Origin of the sequence: Brevibacterium limosum (assembly GCF_011617705.1) — a bacterium.
GTDB lineage: Bacteria > Actinomycetota > Actinomycetes > Actinomycetales > Brevibacteriaceae > Brevibacterium > Brevibacterium limosum.
In genome coordinates, this window is the sequence record NZ_CP050154.1 from 1,104,847 (window position 1) to 1,121,793 (window position 16,947).

Sequence of the window (16,947 nt, forward strand, 5' to 3'; positions counted from 1 at the left end):
GCTCCTCGTACTGGTGCTCGTCACCTGCTTCGTCGGTCTCTCCGCGTGGCAGGTCGACCGAGCCCAGCACAAGAACGATGTCGCCGAATCCTCCGGAGTGAATGAGCTCAAGGACTTCAACGACGTCATGGACGCCCAGGCTCCGATGCCCGGCATCCTCGCCGACCAGCGGGTCAGCCTGTCCGGGCACTGGATCCCCGACGCTCAGATCGTCATCCCCGGCCGCGTCCAGGACGGCGAGTCCGGGTATTGGGTGGTCACGATGTTCGCTCCCGACGGGGGCCACCTCGGTGAGGGTGTCGACGTCGCGAACGCGGAAGAGAAGACGATCGCGATCCCCGTCGTCCGCGGATTCACCACCGACGAGGACACGGCGATGACCTCCGAGGCCCGGGACGGCCAGGTCGAGCTGACCGCGCGGATCGGACCCATCGAAGGCCCCGTCGAGGGAAATGATCTGCCCGACGGGCAGGTGCACACGGTCTCGACCTCGCAGATCATCAACATGTTCCCCGACCTGCTCACCTACTCCGGATTCCTCATTCCCGAAACCGCCGACGGGGCGGCCGCCTCGGTGGGCACCGACGGCCTCGAGCAGGTTCCGACCACGACGACCCGCGACGAGGGCGGATTCGATCTGCAGTCGGCGGTCTACGCCCTCGAATGGATCATCTTCGCGGCCATGGCCCTCTACATGTGGTTCCAGCTGCTCCGCGATGACTACTTCCGGCGCCGCCTCGGCGAGGATTCCCAGGATTCGGAGAAGAGCGTCGAGTATGTTGTCGTCAAGCCCGCGGGCGATGCGACCATCGACCCCGAGGTGATGTCCGGGCTGACCGGACTGCCGGCCCACCGCCACGGCGGGAAGAAGCCCGGGAAGAGACCCGGGAAGCAGGCCGGCACGACCGTCGGATCGACCTCGACCGACGATCCCGCCGACACCGACCCAGCCGACACCGACCCAACCGACATCGACACTTCCACGACCGGAGGAAACTGAGCGTGAGCGAAGAACACGAGTCCTTGGACTCCCGCCCCGACTTCGACGAGAACGATGTGTGGAGCGTCAAACGCTTCACCTCCGCGCGCAATGCGCTGAAGTTCTACCGTGTGATGGCACTCATCACCGGCACGATGCTGCTCATCCTCACGGTCGAGATGATCTACAAGTACCTCATCGCCGCCGACTCCGAGACCGCCCTGACCTTCGGCGACTTCAACCTCGCCGCGGCCATCGCGATCTGCCACGGCTGGTGCTACGTCGTCTACCTCATCGGCTGCTTCTGGCTCAACCAGCAGATGCGCTGGTCGCTCGGCCGCTACCTCATCCTCGCCCTGGCCGGCGTCGTGCCCGTGATGTCGTTCATCTTGGAGCGCCGCATCCACCGCCAGGTCGACGCGGAGCTCGAAGCCGCCGTCGTCGTCGCACCCAAGTCCTAGGACTCAACCCACCCTCGCCGAGGCGGCCCACCGGGCCGTGGGCACCTGCCCGTGGTGGGTGCTTGCCCCGAATTCGGGCGTCTGGTCGCCGACGCTTAGAATTGGATCATGACGCAATCCCAGAGCACGCAGGTGCCCCCTGTCCTCGTCGTCGATTTCGGCGCCCAGTACGCCCAGCTCATCGCACGGCGCATCCGCGAAGCCGGCCTGTACTCGGAGATCATCGCCCACGACGCCCCCGCCGCCGAGTTCGCGGCGAAGAACCCCGTGGCCATCGTGCTCTCCGGTGGACCCTCGAGCGTCAACGACGCCGCAGCCCCGAACTTCGACACTGAAGTGTTCGACCTCGGCATCCCGACGATGGGCATCTGCTACGGCTTCCAGCTCATGTCGACGGCGCTGGGCGGCCGCGTGGCCAAGACCGATAAGCGCGAATACGGATCGACCCCGGTCTCCGTGTCCCAGACCGGCGCACTGCTTGCCGAGACCCCCGAGAACTACAAGGTCTGGATGTCCCACGGGGACTCCGTCGCCGAGGCGCCCGCCGGCTTCGACGTCCTCGCCTCCACCCCGGACACCCCCGTCGCGGCCTTCGAATCCGCGGCGAAGAGGTTCGCCGGCGTGCAGTGGCACCCCGAGGTCCTCCACTCGGAGAACGGACAGCAGATCCTCGAGAACTTCCTCTACAACGTCGCCGGCCTCGAAGCCGACTGGACGAACGAATCCGTCATCGACGAGCAGGTCGAACTCATCCGCGCCCGCGTCGGATCGAAGAAGGTCATCTGCGGACTCTCCGGAGGCGTCGACTCCTCCGTGGCCGCGGCGCTCGTCCACAAGGCCATCGGCGACCAGCTCACCTGCGTGTTCGTCGACCACGGTCTGCTGCGTCAGGACGAACGTGTCCAGGTCGAGCAGGACTACGTCGACTCTATCGGGGTCCGCCTGGTCACCATCGACGCCCGTGAGCAGTTCCTGTCCCAACTCGCCGGCGTCACCGACCCGGAGGAGAAGCGCAAGATCATCGGCCGCGAGTTCATCCGCACCTTCGAGACCGCCGCCGCCGATCTCGTCCTCGAGGCCCAGGAGGGTGAGGGCGAAGACATCGCCTTCCTCGTCCAGGGCACCCTCTACCCCGACGTCGTCGAATCCGGCGGCGGATCGGGGACCGCGAACATCAAGAGCCACCACAATGTCGGCGGCCTGCCCGACGACATCCAGTTCCAGCTCATCGAACCCCTGCGCGCCCTGTTCAAGGACGAGGTCCGGGCCATCGGCCGCGAGCTCGGCGTGCCCGAGGTCATCGTCTCCCGGCAGCCCTTCCCCGGCCCCGGCCTGGGCATCCGCATCATCGGCGAGGTCACCGAGGAGCGCCTGACCACCCTGCGCAGGGCCGATGCCATCGCCCGCGAAGAGCTGACGAAGGCCGGCCTCGACGGGGAGATCTGGCAGTGCCCGGTCGTCCTGCTCGCCGATGTCCGCTCCGTCGGCGTCCAGGGCGACGGCCGCACCTACGGCCACCCCGTCGTGCTGCGCCCGGTCTCGAGCGAGGACGCGATGACCGCCGACTGGACGCGCATCCCCTACGATGTGCTCTCCGTGATCTCCAGCCGCATCACCAACGAGGTCGACGACATCAACCGCGTCGTCCTCGACGTCACCTCGAAGCCCCCGGGCACCATCGAATGGGAGTGATCCTCCGCGACCGTTGACGGGTGATCGTGCGGACGCCCTCACCGAGGCGGCCTCGAACGCGACCCCTGACTACTCGTCCTGAACATCGTTCAGTTACAGTGGTAGGGTGCTCGAGGCCGCCTCGGGCGTCCCCGATCCCGGTCCGGGAGGATCACGAGCAATGGAGTACTCATGAGACAGGCCCACAGCGCAACCTCGGCGGGGATCACCCGTCCCCGCTCCGCCGGCGGCGATATCGCCCTCATCGCGGTCTTCGCGGCGATGCTCGCGGCCTTTGCGATGATGCCCCCGGTCCCGGTGGGCCCCCTCGGTGTGCCGATCACCCTGCAGACCTTCGCGATCGCCCTGTGCGGAATGGTGCTCGGACCCTGGCGCGGATTCGCAGCCACCCTGCTCTACGTCGTCCTCGGTCTCATCGGACTGCCGATCTTCTCGGGAATGCGCGGCGGAATCGGCGTCCTCGCCGGCCCGAGCGCCGGCTACATCCTCTCCTTCGCCCTCTACGCTCTCCTCGCCGGCCTCATCGCCGCCTGGGCAGTGCGTCGCTTCAGCGGAATGAAGCTCGGTGCGGTGCTGTTCCTCGGCGGCTTCGGCGGCAGCCTCCTGCTCAACCACCCGCTGGGCATCCTCGGCATGTCGATCAACGGCGACCTGCCCCTCGGCGTCGCAGCCGTCGCGGACCTCGCCTACTGGCCCGGTGACGTCGTGAAGAACCTCCTGGCCGCCTCGGTGGCGGTGCTCATCCACCGCGCGTTCCCCGACGTGCTGCGCCGCCGGGGCATCAGCGTCGAGTCGGTGTCGGCCAGGCAGGCGCAGGGCACGAAGTGACACGGGAGATCCGGATGAGCGACGTCGCCGTCGGAGTCCTCGACGACGGACCCGACGGCGATGTCGTGCGCCCGATCCTGCAGGACGTCAACCTCACCCTGACCGAGGACATCGTCGCCGTCATCGGCGCGAACGGTTCGGGGAAGTCGACTCTGCTGCAGCTGTTCAACGGACTGGTCACCGCGAATGCGGGGCAGGTCCTCGTCGACGGAGTCGATCCGCGTCGGCAGCCGGCGAAGGTGCGCTCAATGGTCGGCTTCGTCTTCACCGATCCGGCCGCGCAGCTGGTCATGCCGACCCCGATCGGAGACATCGAACTGTCCCTGCGCAAGTCCGTGCCCAAGCGCGAGCGGCGGGCCGCGGCCCTGACGGTGCTCGACGAGCTCGGCATCGCTGACCTGGCCGAACGCAGCGTCTACGAACTCTCCGGCGGTCAGCGTCAGCTGGTGGCCCTGGCCGCGGTGCTCGCCGTGGATCCGCAGATCCTCGTCCTCGACGAGCCGACGACCCTGCTCGATCTGCGCAACAGGGAGCGGCTACGCGTGCATCTGCACGACCTCGTGGCCCGCCGCGGGGTGCGCATCATCCTGACCACCCATGACCTCGAGTTCGCGCAGATCGCCCGGCGTGCGATCGTCGTCGAGGACGGGCGGATCGCTGCTGATGCCGCCCCCGCCGAGGCGATCGAGACCTATCGGGACCTCATCATGAGCGATACCCCATGACCGGGCAGGTCACGTGGCGCAGGAACGCCGGCATCAGGGCCCGACCGCAGCTCTTCGGGAAGGTGGCGCATCCGCGCGGATGGCTGCACGAGGTGCCGACGGGAGTGAAGCTGGCGGTGATCGCCGTGATCGGCATCGTTGCGCTCATCTGCCGTGACGCGGTCATCAACTGGTCGATGTTCGCCGTCCTCGTCGTCATCGGATTCACCGCCCGGCTGCGGCTGAAGTACGTCCTGCGCACGTGGATCTACGTGGCGGTGCTCGTGGCGATCGTCATGGGACTGCAGTACCTCTTCGGCTCCATGGAGTCGGGTCTGGCCGTCGGCGGGACCGTGTTCGCCTGTGTGCAGGCGGCGCTGATCCTGACCCTGACGACGTCGGTGGCGCAGCTGCTCGACACGTTCACCGTGCTCGTCTCACCGCTGCGATTCTTCGGGGCCAACACCGAGGCGATCGCACTGACCGCGAGCCTCATGGTCCGGGCGATCTCGCATATCTCCGGACTGCTCGGGGAGGCCGAACGCGCCGCCCGCGCGAGGGGCCTGGACTCGAGCATCAAGGCCCGAGTGGTGCCGGCGATCCTGCGGTCGGTGAAATACGCACAGGACACGGGACGGGCGCTCGACGCCCGCGGCATCGTGGACTGATCGTGTCCACCGACCGCTCGAGTTTCCGTCGATCGCTCATCGCATAGCTTGATACAACGACGCTGACTTGAGCGGTCGACGATTCGCCTCCGAGAGTCTGAGCCGGTTGTGAGCCGGGACTCAGCGGAACACCCGGTGTGAGGAGTAGCCTCGGCGGAAGAGGACTCGAACCCCTCCAGAACCGAAGGAGACATGATGACCGGCACCGAGAACACAGTCCTGTTGGCCATGGACTTCCAGAACGGCATCGCCGGCGACGACGCCTTCGCCTCGACCGGTGTGCTCGAACGCGCACGTGACGCCGTCGCCGCAGCCCGCAGCCACGACATCCCCGTCGTCTGGGTGCGGGTCGCCCTGCGCGAGGGGCATCCGGAACTGGCGGCAACCGCCTCGTTCGCGCAGATCGCCGCTCACGGCGACGTCGACGAAACGCATGCCTCGACGAGCATCCACGAGACTCTCGACCGCCATCAGGGTGAGCCGATCGTGACCAAACGTCGCATCAGCGCCTTCACCGGCAGCGACCTCGAGGTCCTGCTGCGCGGCTATGGGGCGTCGTCTCTCGTACTCGCCGGAGTCGCCACGAGTGGAGTCGTGCTCTCGACGGTGCGTCAGGCCGCCGATCTCGACTTCGAACTCACCGTGCTCTCCGACGCCTGCGCCGATCGCGACCCCGAGGTCCACCAAGTGCTCACCGAGAAGGTGTTCCCCAAGCAGGCGAAGGTGGTCACTGTCGCCGACTGGACGACCGGTCTCGGCTGAGGCGCCGGCGTTTCAGTAGGGGAGAGGGTTCTCCAGCCCGGAGTTGACCATCGAGCTGAACCCGCGACCGAGCACCTGCGGGGCGGGATTCTCGATCGCCCGCGAATAGTGGCCGACGAGCTGTGAACACACGCTCTTCCAGCTCCGGGCCTGCACCTGCTCACGACCGGCGACACCGAATGCCCGACGCTTCGCCTCGTCGCCGAGGAGATCGGCCGCATGCGCTCGCATGGCGCGCAGGTCCTTCGGGGTGTAGAGCCACCCGGTGTGGGAGGAGTCGACGAGGTCGAGCGGGCCGCCTCGGGCAGGGGCGATGACCGGCACCTCGGAGGCCATGGCCTCCTGGATCGTCTGACAGAAGGTCTCGAGTTCACCCGGAGCGACCATGAGGTCGAAGCTCGCCACCGCTTGGGCGAGGGCATCCCCGCCGAGGAACCCGGTGAAATGAGCCTCCGGCAGCAGCCGCTGCAGACGTGACCGCCAGGGACCGTCACCGACGATGACGACCTTCGCCCCGGGCAGATCGGTGAGCGCGGCGAGGTCCTCGACCTGCTTCTCCGCCGCCAAGCGGCCGACGAAGCCGATGATCTTCTCACCGTTCGGGGCCACGGTTCGTCGCCACACCTCTGACCGATGGCTGGGATCGAACCGGGAGGAATCGACCCCACGGGCCCACAGGGCCACCTCGGCGACACCGAGCCCTTTCAGCTGATCGATCGTGTACGACGATGGGGCCAGCGTCAGGGAGGAATGCTGGTGGAGGTTGCGCACGTGATTCCACAGCATGGCCTCGATGCCGTGCATTCCGTACCGGGCGGCATAAGCGGGAACCTCGGTCTGGTAGATCGCCACGGTCGGCAGGTTGAGCGTCTGAGCGGCGAGCACCCCGCGCCAGCCGAGGACGAACGGGCTGGCCAGGTGGACGACGTCGGGGGCGAAACGCTGCAACAGCCGGCGGATGCGGGTGACACCGCCGGGGGCGACGCGGATGCGCCGATACTTCGGCAAGGCGATCGAGGGGACCCGGACGATGCGGGCGCCAGCGACCTCCTTCGGTCCGTCCCTGCGCGTGCCCGGAGCGATGACGAGGACCTCGTCGCCGCGGTCGGTCAGATGGTCGAGGACGCGCAGGAGTGAGTGGGTGACCCCATTCATATTGGGGAGGAAGGATTCTGCAATGATCGCTACTCTCACGGCTTCCAGCTAAGGCCCGCCGAGTGACGAACATGTGATCCGAAGGCGACAGGTCGGCGACATCTGGCCGAAATCGGTCCGGCGCTCCCCGCCTCGGTGTCCGGATGGTGACCTGTTCGCGGCGAGTCTGAACCCCGCGTAAACTGAGGTGTCGGAAATGCTCGCTCAGCACATGGAACGAGGGGAATGACCGTGGTCTGGTTCATCGTCGGCGGTTGTGTACTCGCCGCCCTCATCGTCCTCTTCCTCATCCTCACGGTCCTGCGCTTCAACCAGCTGTCCATGGCCCGATCGGTGTGCGACGAAGCCAAACGCCAGCTCATCGGCGAAATCCGCGCCCGCCACGCCCTCGTGCCCGCCTATCTCGGCACCCTCCAGCAGATCGCCGGGCAAGACCTGTCCACGCTCGAACTCGCGCTCGCCTCCGCCGAACGCGCCCCCTTCGACCACCGCGGAGCCGCCGCCGAAAACGCCCTGACGGCAGCCGTCAACGACGCCGCCCTCATCCCCGCGGCTCTCACGGAGAGGTCCCTGACCTCGGACTACGCCCGTTCCCAGCGGGCAGCGGTCAACGAAGAGATCGACACGACGATCCAGCTTCTGCACGGTCAGCTGCAGGTGCTGACCGAACGGATCCTCGCCGGCGCCCGCTTCTACAACACGAACGTCGAACGCTATCACCGGCAGCGGATGCGCCCGGTCTCCCGACTCTTCAGCAACGTCTTCAAGGCCCGCGCCCCATTCACCGAGGCGATCGATGACGATGGCAGCCCCGGCACGGCGAGCCCCCCCTCGGCGAGGATGACGCCATGACCCGCTTCCGCCTCGATCTGGGCTACCGCGGCACGGATTTCCACGGCTGGGCCAAGCAGCCGGGTCTGCGCACGGTCCAAGGCGCCGTCGAATCCGGGCTCGAACGGATCACCGGCACCGAGGCGGCCACCGTCGTCGCCGGACGCACCGACGCCGGAGTCCACGCCCGACGCCAGGTCGTCCACATCGATCTCGGTGATGCGGCGATCGAGAAGCTCATCGGCCAGTCGAATCGATCCGCCGAGGCGGCCCTGCTGTCCCGTCTGCGCGGAGTCCTCGCCGCCGACGGGTTCCACGACATCGTCATCCACGCCGTGACCGAGGTGCCCGAGGACTTCGACGCCCGGTTCTCCGCGTTATGGCGGTCGTATCAGTACCGGCTGGCCGATCACCGATCCTTCATCGATCCGCTGCTGACCCCAGTGACCCCACGCCACAAGGGCGAGCTCGATGCCGAAGCGATGGCCGAGGCCGCGAGCGAAGTCCAGGGCCTCCACGACTTCCTGCCGTTCTGCAAACCCCGCGCGGGAGCGACGACGATCCGCACACTTCACGAACTGCGAGTCGAACGCGATCAGGACGCGGTCATCACCATCGATCTGAGAGCCGATGCCTTCTGCCATCACATGGTCAGAGCACTCGTCGGCGGACTGATCAAGGTCGGATCCGGCAATTGGGCGGTGACGCGTCCGGCCGAACTCATCGCCGAGGCCGACGCCGGGCTGACCTCGGACGTGCCCATGTTCGTCACTCCCGCCGAAGGCCTGGTTCTCACCGAAGTCGGCTACCCGGCACCCGAGGACTATGCCGCCCGTGCTGCGCAGACCATGGCCCGCCGCGACCAGGAGTAGGTCCGCTCGCGGCCGGGAAAACGCTGTCTGCCTAGCCGCTCTTGACGACCGATGTCGTGATCATGTGAGAATTCCTCTTTCCAGGTGTGAGAATCCTGTGTAGATTTACATCCAGGTAACCTTACGTTCGCATTGGCACTGCAGGATGGGCACGTCTCCCTCTCCGCCGCACGGTTGATGTGTGCACCACGAAATCCTGAAGGAACTGAATATATGTCCAAGCTTGTCTCCAAGGTCGTGGCTACCGGGGCGGCGGTGTCGATGCTGACGCTGCCCGGCCTCGCTCCGGCCATCGCCGCACCCGGGCTCGGCGAGGGGCAACCCTCGACAACGACGACCTCTCCTGCCGACGATTCCCAGCCGAACGCGGACGACGCGGCGAACGACGCTTCGACGTCTTCGGACGACGCACAGACCGATGGCGCTGCCACGCCGACCGACGAATCCGCCTCGGCGCAGGCAGCCGAGGCCGGTACCCAGGTGCAGCTGCTCAACATCACCGACTTCCACGGACGCATCTCCGACGCAGGGGCCACGGTGGCTTCCGTCGTCGAAGAACAGCGCGATGCCTTCGCGGACAAAGGCGGAACGGCGATGCTGTCCGCCGGTGACAACATCGGCGCCTCTCCGTACAATTCGTCCTCGGCAAAGGACACGCCCACGCTCGACGTGCTCAACGCGATCGGCGTCGAGGCCTCGGCGGTGGGCAACCACGAATTCGACCGCGGGGTCGAGGACCTCACCTCGCGCGTGAACACCGAGGCGGACTTCCCGCACCTCGGCGCCAACGTCTACGACAAGGGCAGCAAGAACGTCGTCGACGGCCTCGATGAGTACACGATGGTCGATGTCGACGGCGTCAAGGTCGCCGTCATCGGCGTCGTCACGAAGGAGACCGCCACACTGGTCTCCCCGGACGGCATCTCCACGATCGATTTCGGTGACCCGACGGACGCCGTCAATCGTGTCGCCGACGAGATCGACGAGTTGCCGGCCGACGACCAGCCGGACATGACGGTCGTCGAGGCCCACCTCGGCGCCTCATCGACGAAGAGCCTCGAGGATGCGAAAGCCTCGAACGCGGAGTTCGACAAGCTCGTCACCGAGGCCGATGCCTCGATCGACGTGCTCTTCACCGGCCACACCCACCTGCCCTACAGCTTCGAGGCCCCGGTCCCCGGCGATGCGGACCGGACCCGCCCGGTCCTCGAAGCCGGCAGCTACGGTTCGCATGTCGGTCAGGTCCAGCTCACCGCCGACGGCGACGGCGAATGGTCGACCGATGCCGCCGAGCTGCTGAGCACCGAGGACAAGAGCTATGACTCGCCCGTCGTCGACGAGGTCGAGAAGATCGTCGCCGAGGCGGACGAAGCGGCCAAGGTGCCCGGTTCGGTCGTGCACGGAAAGATCTCCGAGGACATCAAACGCGCTTTCACCGACGGCAACGAAGACCGCGGCGGCGAGTCGACCTTGGGCAACCTCGTCGCCGATGCACTCAAGGATGGCGTGAAGGGGTCGCAGCTGGAAGAGGCCGACTTCGGAATCACGAATCCCGGCGGTCTGCGCACCGACCTGCTCTGCGATCACATCTACAACACCGAGGAGAAGTGCGAGGTCACGGCCGCGGAACTCAACGAGGTCCTGCCCTTCGCCAACGATCACGGAGTGGTGACGATGAAGGGTGCCGACGTCATCGGGCTCTTCGAAGAGCAGTGGCAGCCCGAGGGCGCGCGCAACCAGTTCCTTCACCTGGGCATCTCAGACGAGCTCGACGTCGTCTACGATTCGTCGGCCGAGCGCGGCGAGCACGTGAAGTCGGTCAAGGTCAACGGCGAAGCCATCGACCCGGACAAGGACTACCGGGTCGCGACCCTGAGCTTCCTCGCCGCCGGCGGTGACAACTTCTCCTCCTTCGCCAAGGGCACATTCGAGCAGTCGGGACTGACCGATTTCGACGCGTGGGTGAACTACTTCGAAGAGAACACCCCGGTCTCACCGGATCAGAACGAGCGCCAGGCCGATGCTGTCAAGGACGTCATCAACAGCGGTGATCTGAGCGCCGAGCTGACCGGCCCGAACACCATCAAGCCGGGTGAAAGCGCTGAGTTCGCGCTCAAGACGAATGCGAAGTCCGAGGTGGCGGGCCCCGTCGACATCACCGTCGACCTGCCGGACGGCTTCACCGTCGAGGCGACCGCGCGGTCCGAGGCTCAGTCGGCTTCCGCCGGTGCCACCACGGACAAGGCCCCTGAGGTCAGCGCCGAGACGGCTGCCAAGACGATCACACTCGACTCGATCCCAGCCGGGGAGTCCGAGACCCCTGTGACCGTGACCGCGCCGGACGACGCTTCGGGTGAGGTGACCGTCAAGGTCAGCGTGCAGGCCAACGCCGACGGTCCGTGGTGGGATGACAATCCGCTGCCTCTGGCGCATGAGTTCGAGGCCACCGCTGCAGTCGGTGACGACGCGAATGCTGCGGCCGGCGAGGACGGGTCGGCCGACGGCGGCAACGCCGACGGTGGTGCCGCCGACGGTGGTGCCGCAGACGGCGGGTCGGCTGATGGTGGAGACAATGCGGCAGGCAGTGCCGATGGCGGCGACAGCGCTGCCGGCGGCAACGCCGATGGTGCGAACGCTACGGCCGACGGCGGTTCGGCCGACGGATCCGGAAGCGATGCAAGCGGTTCGAAGGACGGCGGCGACCTGCCGCGCACCGGCTTCGAGACCTTCAACATCGTCGCTGCGGCCCTGGCGCTCATCGTGGCCGGAGGCACCGCGGTCACGGTGGTCCGTCGCCGCAAGCTCAGCGCCCAGAGCTGAGTCAGCGGCGGCAGTTCATGCGGCGAAGCTGCTGCCAGCTGAGCGAAGCTGATGTCCCGACGGGCCGGTCCGGAACAGGCTGAGCCGGGCTTGATGCCAGACAGGCGGGGCCGGAGCGTCTATCTCCGGCCCCGCCGTTGTTCGCAGGCGCATTTCTCGCGGAACCATCCCGCACCGTCAGTGCCGAGTCCACCACCTACGTTCGGGAGATTGTGGTTCGCTCGGGAGATTTGTGCGTGGCATCCCGCACCGTCAGTGCCGTATCGAACAGGTGGTCGCAAGGTGCACCGGTGCAAAGAGGGGTTATGCCGCTGCGGAGGGGTGTTGCGAGGTAAGCCGGGTGCTGCGGCTGACGGTGAGGGATGCCCGGGGGAGTCAGCGGCGGGGCGGTGCCTCAGCCCCGCCCTCGGCCCCGCCCTCGGCCCCGGCCTCAGCCCCGGCCCCGACCTCGGCCCTGGCCTCGGCCTCCGGCTCGTCCGCGGCAGTCGGGGTCGGCGGGAGACCGGCGCGGAAGGTCTCGAGGTGAGTGAGCACCGGGACGAGGAAGAGGATGCCGACGGCCGGCACCACGATGCCCGAGTCGTTGATGAGGGTGCCGACTCCCAGCAGGATCGCCAGGCTGATCAGCGTCGCGCGCAGCAGCGGAATCCTCCGGTAGGTGTCCTGGAGCCCGCGCAGTCTGAATCGCGCAGGATCGAGCGCCACCCAGAACACGCCGATGATGATGAGCGGCAGCACCAGAGTCATCCACGACTGAGTGAGGATATCGATGTTCATCCCGATCTTGCGAGCCAGAACGCTGAGCGCCTGACCGCCGATGATCGAGTCGAAGAAGCGGCCGAAGTGCGTGCGCTGGTCGGCCGGACGCAGCCAGTCGAGGAACAGCACAGTGAGCATGACGACTCCGGCGATGCCCACAGTCAGCCCCAGGCGCTTGAGCGAGAAGCGGATGCTCGCCGCGGCCAGCACGAGGTAGGCGACTCCGATGATGAGCGTCGGCACGGAGCCGAACTTCGTGCCCAGACCGGGTGCGGCGAGGATGACGCAGGAGACGAGCACGGGCAGAGTGACGATGAGGACGCGATGCAGCGGCTTGGTCACCAGGGATGCGAACCCGGCGACCGCCAACAGCAGCGCACAGCAGTACAGCGCCAACGCCGAGTTCCCGATCCCGTAGAACCGGGACGCGATGAGCAGCGGCTCACCCAGCAGAGTCGACATCTGCAGCTGGGAACCGGTGACGACGTCGTAGGCGAGCACAGCGACGGTCACGGTGGAGACGAAGAGCACCGGCCCGAACTTGTGCCGCCGCCAGGGGCCGACCAGCGCCGCCACTCCGAGCAGCAGCGCCCACCCGGCCAAGGCTCCGAGCATCGCGATGTCCGGGTTCGTCGCCCGCTCCCACGGCACCGTGTTGACCAGGTACGTCGAGATCGGCATCGCCGCGAAGACCACGCCGAGACGGTACGCCCCGGAATGGACGAGTTCCCGATGGTTCTTCCGCATGAACCACGCCAACGCCAGCAGACCGACCATGAGCACGGCGACGACGGGGAAGAACCACGTCGACAGATCGTTCTGCGTCTTCACCGCCACCTGCCGGTCGAGCACCGCCTGATAGCGCGATTGCCAATCGGAGCCGTGCGCCCCCGAGGTCATCGGTGCCCCGGCCGCATTGTCCATCTCCTCGGCCCCGGACAGAGCCACGAGCGTCGGTGCCAGGTCAGGCACCTGCACCAATCCGGGCTGCCGCGTCGATGACGATGTGAGCAGCCCCGCCGATTTCCCCGGTTCGACCACCATCGTCGCCTGCATCGACGAGCCCTCATGGGTGCCGTCGGCGATTGAGGAGAACACCACCGGAACGCGTCCCCCGCCGAGGCGGTTCGGCTGCTCTGCACTCATCCACCCGGTCGATTCGAGGATGTCCCCGACCTGAGCGTCGAGGTCCTTCAGCGAGTAGCCGTCGGCAGCGGTGTTGCCAAGATCGACGAGGGTGAGCTCACCGTCCCCGGCCGATCTCGCGACGTCGGTGCCCAGGTCGGAGCCGACGGGCGACCAGCTCTCGACATGCCCGGAAGGGGTGGCGGCGGCGATGGCGGCACCGTTGCCGAAGGCGCGGATATCGGGCACCGCCTCGGCCAGCGCTCCGAGCGACGCATCGTAGTTGTCACCGCGGGCCACCTGCGCGTACACGTCCCAATCGGCGACCCAGCCGTCGAGCGGTGACGCCGGTACGCGGCATTGGTCACGCGGTTCGTCGGCGGCCCGCCGGCCGGATCCCAGACCCAGCCAGCCGTCGACCGGGCAGCTCGTCGAGCGCACGGAGCGCGGTGTGATCGTCCCGATCTGCCCGCCCTTCATCATCCCCCACAGATGCGGGGTCGTGCGCGGGTCGAGGTCCTCGAAGCTGAACCCGGAGACGTTGATCGACACGACCCCGGAATTCGCCGAGGCGGCCCCACCGTCGTCCTGGCCCGCAGCCGGTGCCGCCTGCCCTGCTTGGGGCAGGCCGAGAACGAACAGGGCAATGGCCAGAATCCCCAGGAGCACCCGGGCGGCGGGGGAGGTCACGGGGGCTGTCACCGATGAGCCTCCTCGGCGTGTTCAGCACTGAGGGCCAGCAGGAAGGGCAACAGCACCATGGCTCCGGTCGAGGGCACGGCGACCCCGGAATCGGTGAGCACGAGCCCGACGCCGAGCCCGGTGACGGCGGCGAGGAAACCGAAGTGCAGGTCGGAATCGGTGAAGAGCTGGGGGAGTCGTCCCCGCCACTTGTTGACCAGGCGTCCGGTGCGGCTGCCCGCGTGGACGCGGGGGAAGTGGAGGAGATAGCGGAGGAAGACGAGGACCGCGATGAGCGCGAGCGGGGTGACGATGGCCAGGGCCGGGTTGACCTGGATGATGTGGAGGTTCGCCCCCAGCTTGCGACCGACCACCTGCAGGGCCTCGCCCGTGACGATCTGGTCGAAGAACGTGCCGAAGTGCGAACGTGCCCCGGCCGGGCGCAGCCAGTCGAGGAAGGCGATGCCGATGAGGATGGCCAGCGATGCCACTCCGATGAGGGCGAGGCGGAGGAGAGTCAGACGGATCTTCGACAGCAGCGCCAGCAGGACCATGAGACCGGCGAGGATGGCGATCGTGCCGCCGAACTTCGCACCCCAGGAGGGGTTGCCGGAGACGAACACGGCGGCCAGTCCGACGACGACCGGCACAATGATCACGGCACGAGTGCGGCCGCGTGCTCGCAGCCAGGACACCACGAGTCCCAAGAAGATGAAGAGACTGACGATGAAGATCGCAGCGCCCTGATTGCCCAATCCGTAGTAGCGGCCGCCGACGATCGGGTTGTATCCGAGCAGAGAATTCGCCTGCAGGTGGGACCCGGTGGCCAGATCGACGGCGAGGATGAGCAGGTTCGCCCCGGCCAGGGCGCCGACGCGTCCGCGCCAGGTCCGACCCCATGGCGGGATGAGAACGAGGACGAACAGAGCGGCGGCCGTGCCGATGACCGAGAGGAACAGACCGAGCCCGGGATCGGCCGACCGCGACCAGGGGACGAGTCCGGCGAGGAACGCCCCCATCGGCAGGGACGCGACGCCCAAGGACACCCAGCCGAGGAATCGGTGGACGCGCGTGGCCCGGGTGGCCCCGCCTCGGCGACCAAGGATGGAGCGGTTGAGCAGAACCGCACACGCGATGAAGAGGACGTAGAAGATGACGTCGAGCGTGATGGAGAACGTCGAGAGGTTCTGGTGGATCGTCGTCGACTTCTGCGCCTCGGCGACGAGATCGTCGATGCGCTGCTGCGGATCATCATCTGTCGGGGTGGAGTCGAAGCCGACGGCGCGCGGGGATTCGACATCGAGGACATCGAGGATGCCCGGCGCCAGATCGGTGATCTGCAGCAGTCCCGGGGTGCGGGTTGTCGCCGAGGACAGGGACCCGGGTTCGAAGCCGGGTCCGGAAGCGATGAACGCGCGCAGCTGCGGCAGACCGGAGCTGTCGCCGAGGCCCGCGACGATGATCGTCGGATCCGCGGCCCCGTCCTTCGCGTTCTCCCGCACTTCCTGCAGACGCACGCCGAGGCGGCGGTCGGCTTCGGCGACGCGGGTCTCCCGGTCGTAGTTCGGCGGAACTGTATAGGAGTAGTTCGGGATCGGGTCGAACAGCCAGGAGCGGATGCCGATCGCGCCGAGGTCGACGACGCCGAGGCGGCAGTCCGTGGCCAACGCATCGTCCGTGAAGTTCGTCACCACCCCGTCTTCGTCCGCGGCGGCATAGGCGGCGCCGGGTCCCTCGGCCGCGACGCAGGGTTCGAGCAGGGAGTCCGCATCGGCCGCGTCGGTACCGGCGGGCACGGCGTTGCCGGCTTCGGCGACGGCGCGCGCGAGCATGCCGTAGTCGACGGAGTAGCCGGAGCCGATATTGGGCTCCTTGACCGCATCGAAGCCCTCGATCCGAGCCGTCGTCGTTCCGGCCGCGGATTCGCCGCGATGAGCTTCATCACTGTTCGTCGTCTCCTTCGCCGAGGTGGCCCCGGTGCCCTCGCCCTCGGGCACCGATTCTGCGGCACCGGCGTCGGAGTCGAGGGAATCGTGATCGACGTCCGTGGTGGGGGCGATCATCGTCGGGCAGCGGGCCGAGTCATCGGGGTCGGCATCCTCGGCGACGGGGGAGGGCCCGGCCTGGGCGCGGGCGCCCGCGCCGAAGGACAGCCAGCCGGAGGCGGGACAGGTGGCCACGCCGATCGTGCGCACATTGAGATTCGCGGCCGCCCCCTCGGAGAGCAGGCGATAGAGGTTCGGAGTGCGCTCGGGATCGATATCATCGATGGTCAGACCCGGAATGCCGAAGACGACCGTCATCCCGGCCGGGGGGCTGCTGGTGTCCGTGGTCTGGGCCGAGGCAGCCGACGTGTCGATGCCCGTGGCCTGCGCCGAGGATGCGCTCATGTCCGCAGTCGGGCCTCCGCCCGATGCCTGAGCGGAGACGGGACCGACGCCGAGCCCTGCCGTCAGGAGCCCGACCAGGAGACCCAGCATCAGGATTCTCAATGCGGGAAGTCGGGAGGGCAGGCTGGAGTGAGTCGGCACAGATCAATACTATCGGCTCAGGTTTCGACTGGTCCTGAGACCGCTCTGGGCGTTTGCTCCCCGGGCCTGGGGCCATGTA

The 16,947-nt window shown here is 67.5% G+C and carries 13 protein-coding genes; 10 read left to right on the plus strand and 3 right to left on the minus strand.

What is annotated here, in order from left to right:
* The first annotated feature begins 13 nt into the window (after positions 1-13).
* The 7 genes from GUY37_RS04960 (at position 14) to GUY37_RS04990 (ending at position 6,094) form a co-directional block, all read left to right on the plus strand.
* Positions 14-1,000, plus strand: a complete 987-nt coding sequence (locus GUY37_RS04960) for an SURF1 family protein (RefSeq protein ID WP_228278368.1) — start codon at positions 14-16, stop codon at positions 998-1,000.
* 2 nt (positions 1,001-1,002) lie between these two features.
* Complete coding sequence (locus GUY37_RS04965) at positions 1,003-1,440, plus strand: DUF3817 domain-containing protein (protein WP_152347343.1); 438 nt, start codon at positions 1,003-1,005, stop codon at positions 1,438-1,440.
* A gap of 108 nt (positions 1,441-1,548) precedes the next feature.
* Positions 1,549-3,132 (plus strand): glutamine-hydrolyzing GMP synthase, encoded by a 1,584-nt coding sequence (gene guaA, locus GUY37_RS04970; protein WP_166822949.1) that lies wholly within the window; start codon positions 1,549-1,551, stop codon positions 3,130-3,132.
* A 171-nt stretch (positions 3,133-3,303) separates the two neighbouring features.
* Positions 3,304-3,960: a biotin transporter BioY gene (locus tag GUY37_RS04975; RefSeq protein WP_166822952.1), complete on the plus strand. Its 657-nt coding sequence runs from the start codon at positions 3,304-3,306 to the stop codon at positions 3,958-3,960.
* A 14-nt stretch (positions 3,961-3,974) separates the two neighbouring features.
* The gene (locus tag GUY37_RS04980) at positions 3,975-4,685 is read left to right on the plus strand and encodes an energy-coupling factor ABC transporter ATP-binding protein (protein ID WP_166822955.1); all 711 of its coding nucleotides are present in this window, start codon (positions 3,975-3,977) and stop codon (positions 4,683-4,685) included.
* The gene (locus GUY37_RS04985) at positions 4,682-5,332 is read left to right on the plus strand and encodes an energy-coupling factor transporter transmembrane component T family protein (protein WP_166822959.1); all 651 of its coding nucleotides are present in this window, start codon (positions 4,682-4,684) and stop codon (positions 5,330-5,332) included. Before GUY37_RS04980 ends, GUY37_RS04985 begins: the two co-directional genes overlap by 4 nt.
* A 195-nt stretch (positions 5,333-5,527) precedes the next feature.
* Complete coding sequence (locus GUY37_RS04990; RefSeq protein WP_166822962.1) at positions 5,528-6,094, plus strand: cysteine hydrolase family protein; 567 nt, start codon at positions 5,528-5,530, stop codon at positions 6,092-6,094.
* 12 nt (positions 6,095-6,106) lie between these two features.
* Here GUY37_RS04990 and GUY37_RS04995 read toward each other — a convergent pair whose 3' ends face one another.
* Positions 6,107-7,288 (minus strand): glycosyltransferase family 4 protein, encoded by a 1,182-nt coding sequence (locus GUY37_RS04995; protein WP_228278369.1) that lies wholly within the window; start codon positions 7,286-7,288, stop codon positions 6,107-6,109.
* Positions 7,289-7,474: 186 nt separating this feature from the next.
* On the opposite strand from GUY37_RS04995, the gene GUY37_RS05000 reads away from it, so the two are divergent.
* From GUY37_RS05000 to GUY37_RS05010, 3 genes are all read left to right on the plus strand, one after another.
* Positions 7,475-8,101: a LemA family protein gene (locus GUY37_RS05000; RefSeq protein ID WP_166822965.1), complete on the plus strand. Its 627-nt coding sequence runs from the start codon at positions 7,475-7,477 to the stop codon at positions 8,099-8,101.
* Positions 8,098-8,952, plus strand: coding sequence for a tRNA pseudouridine(38-40) synthase TruA (gene truA, locus GUY37_RS05005; RefSeq protein WP_166822968.1), 855 nt, complete (start codon positions 8,098-8,100; stop codon positions 8,950-8,952). Before GUY37_RS05000 ends, truA begins: the two co-directional genes overlap by 4 nt.
* Positions 8,953-9,165: 213 nt before the next feature.
* Positions 9,166-11,772 (plus strand): 5'-nucleotidase C-terminal domain-containing protein, encoded by a 2,607-nt coding sequence (locus GUY37_RS05010; protein WP_166822971.1) that lies wholly within the window; start codon positions 9,166-9,168, stop codon positions 11,770-11,772.
* 375 nt (positions 11,773-12,147) lie between these two features.
* Here the strand turns inward: GUY37_RS05010 and GUY37_RS05015 are convergent, their stop codons facing one another.
* Together GUY37_RS05015 and GUY37_RS05020 are read right to left on the minus strand one after the other, a co-directional pair.
* Positions 12,148-14,358, minus strand: a complete 2,211-nt coding sequence (locus GUY37_RS05015) for a hypothetical protein (protein ID WP_228278370.1) — start codon at positions 14,356-14,358, stop codon at positions 12,148-12,150.
* Positions 14,355-16,817, minus strand: a complete 2,463-nt coding sequence (locus GUY37_RS05020; protein WP_166822973.1) for a hypothetical protein — start codon at positions 16,815-16,817, stop codon at positions 14,355-14,357. Before GUY37_RS05020 ends, GUY37_RS05015 begins: the two co-directional genes overlap by 4 nt.
* Between the last annotated feature and the right edge of the window lie 130 nt (positions 16,818-16,947).

Excerpts from the sequence above, each read along its gene's own strand:
- guaA (WP_166822949.1), top strand. The coding sequence starts at position 1,549 with ATGACGCAATCCCAGAGCACGCAGGTGCCCCCTGTCCTCGTCGTCGAT.
- GUY37_RS04975 (WP_166822952.1), top strand. The coding sequence starts at position 3,304 with ATGAGACAGGCCCACAGCGCAACCTCGGCGGGGATCACCCGTCCCCGC.
- GUY37_RS04980 (WP_166822955.1), top strand. The coding sequence starts at position 3,975 with ATGAGCGACGTCGCCGTCGGAGTCCTCGACGACGGACCCGACGGCGAT.
- GUY37_RS04985 (WP_166822959.1), top strand. The coding sequence starts at position 4,682 with ATGACCGGGCAGGTCACGTGGCGCAGGAACGCCGGCATCAGGGCCCGA.
- GUY37_RS04990 (WP_166822962.1), top strand. The coding sequence starts at position 5,528 with ATGACCGGCACCGAGAACACAGTCCTGTTGGCCATGGACTTCCAGAAC.
- GUY37_RS05000 (WP_166822965.1), top strand. The coding sequence starts at position 7,475 with ATGACCGTGGTCTGGTTCATCGTCGGCGGTTGTGTACTCGCCGCCCTC.
- truA (WP_166822968.1), top strand. The coding sequence starts at position 8,098 with ATGACCCGCTTCCGCCTCGATCTGGGCTACCGCGGCACGGATTTCCAC.
- GUY37_RS05010 (WP_166822971.1), top strand. The coding sequence starts at position 9,166 with ATGTCCAAGCTTGTCTCCAAGGTCGTGGCTACCGGGGCGGCGGTGTCG.
- GUY37_RS05020 (WP_166822973.1), bottom strand. The coding sequence starts at position 16,817 with ATGCTGGGTCTCCTGGTCGGGCTCCTGACGGCAGGGCTCGGCGTCGGT.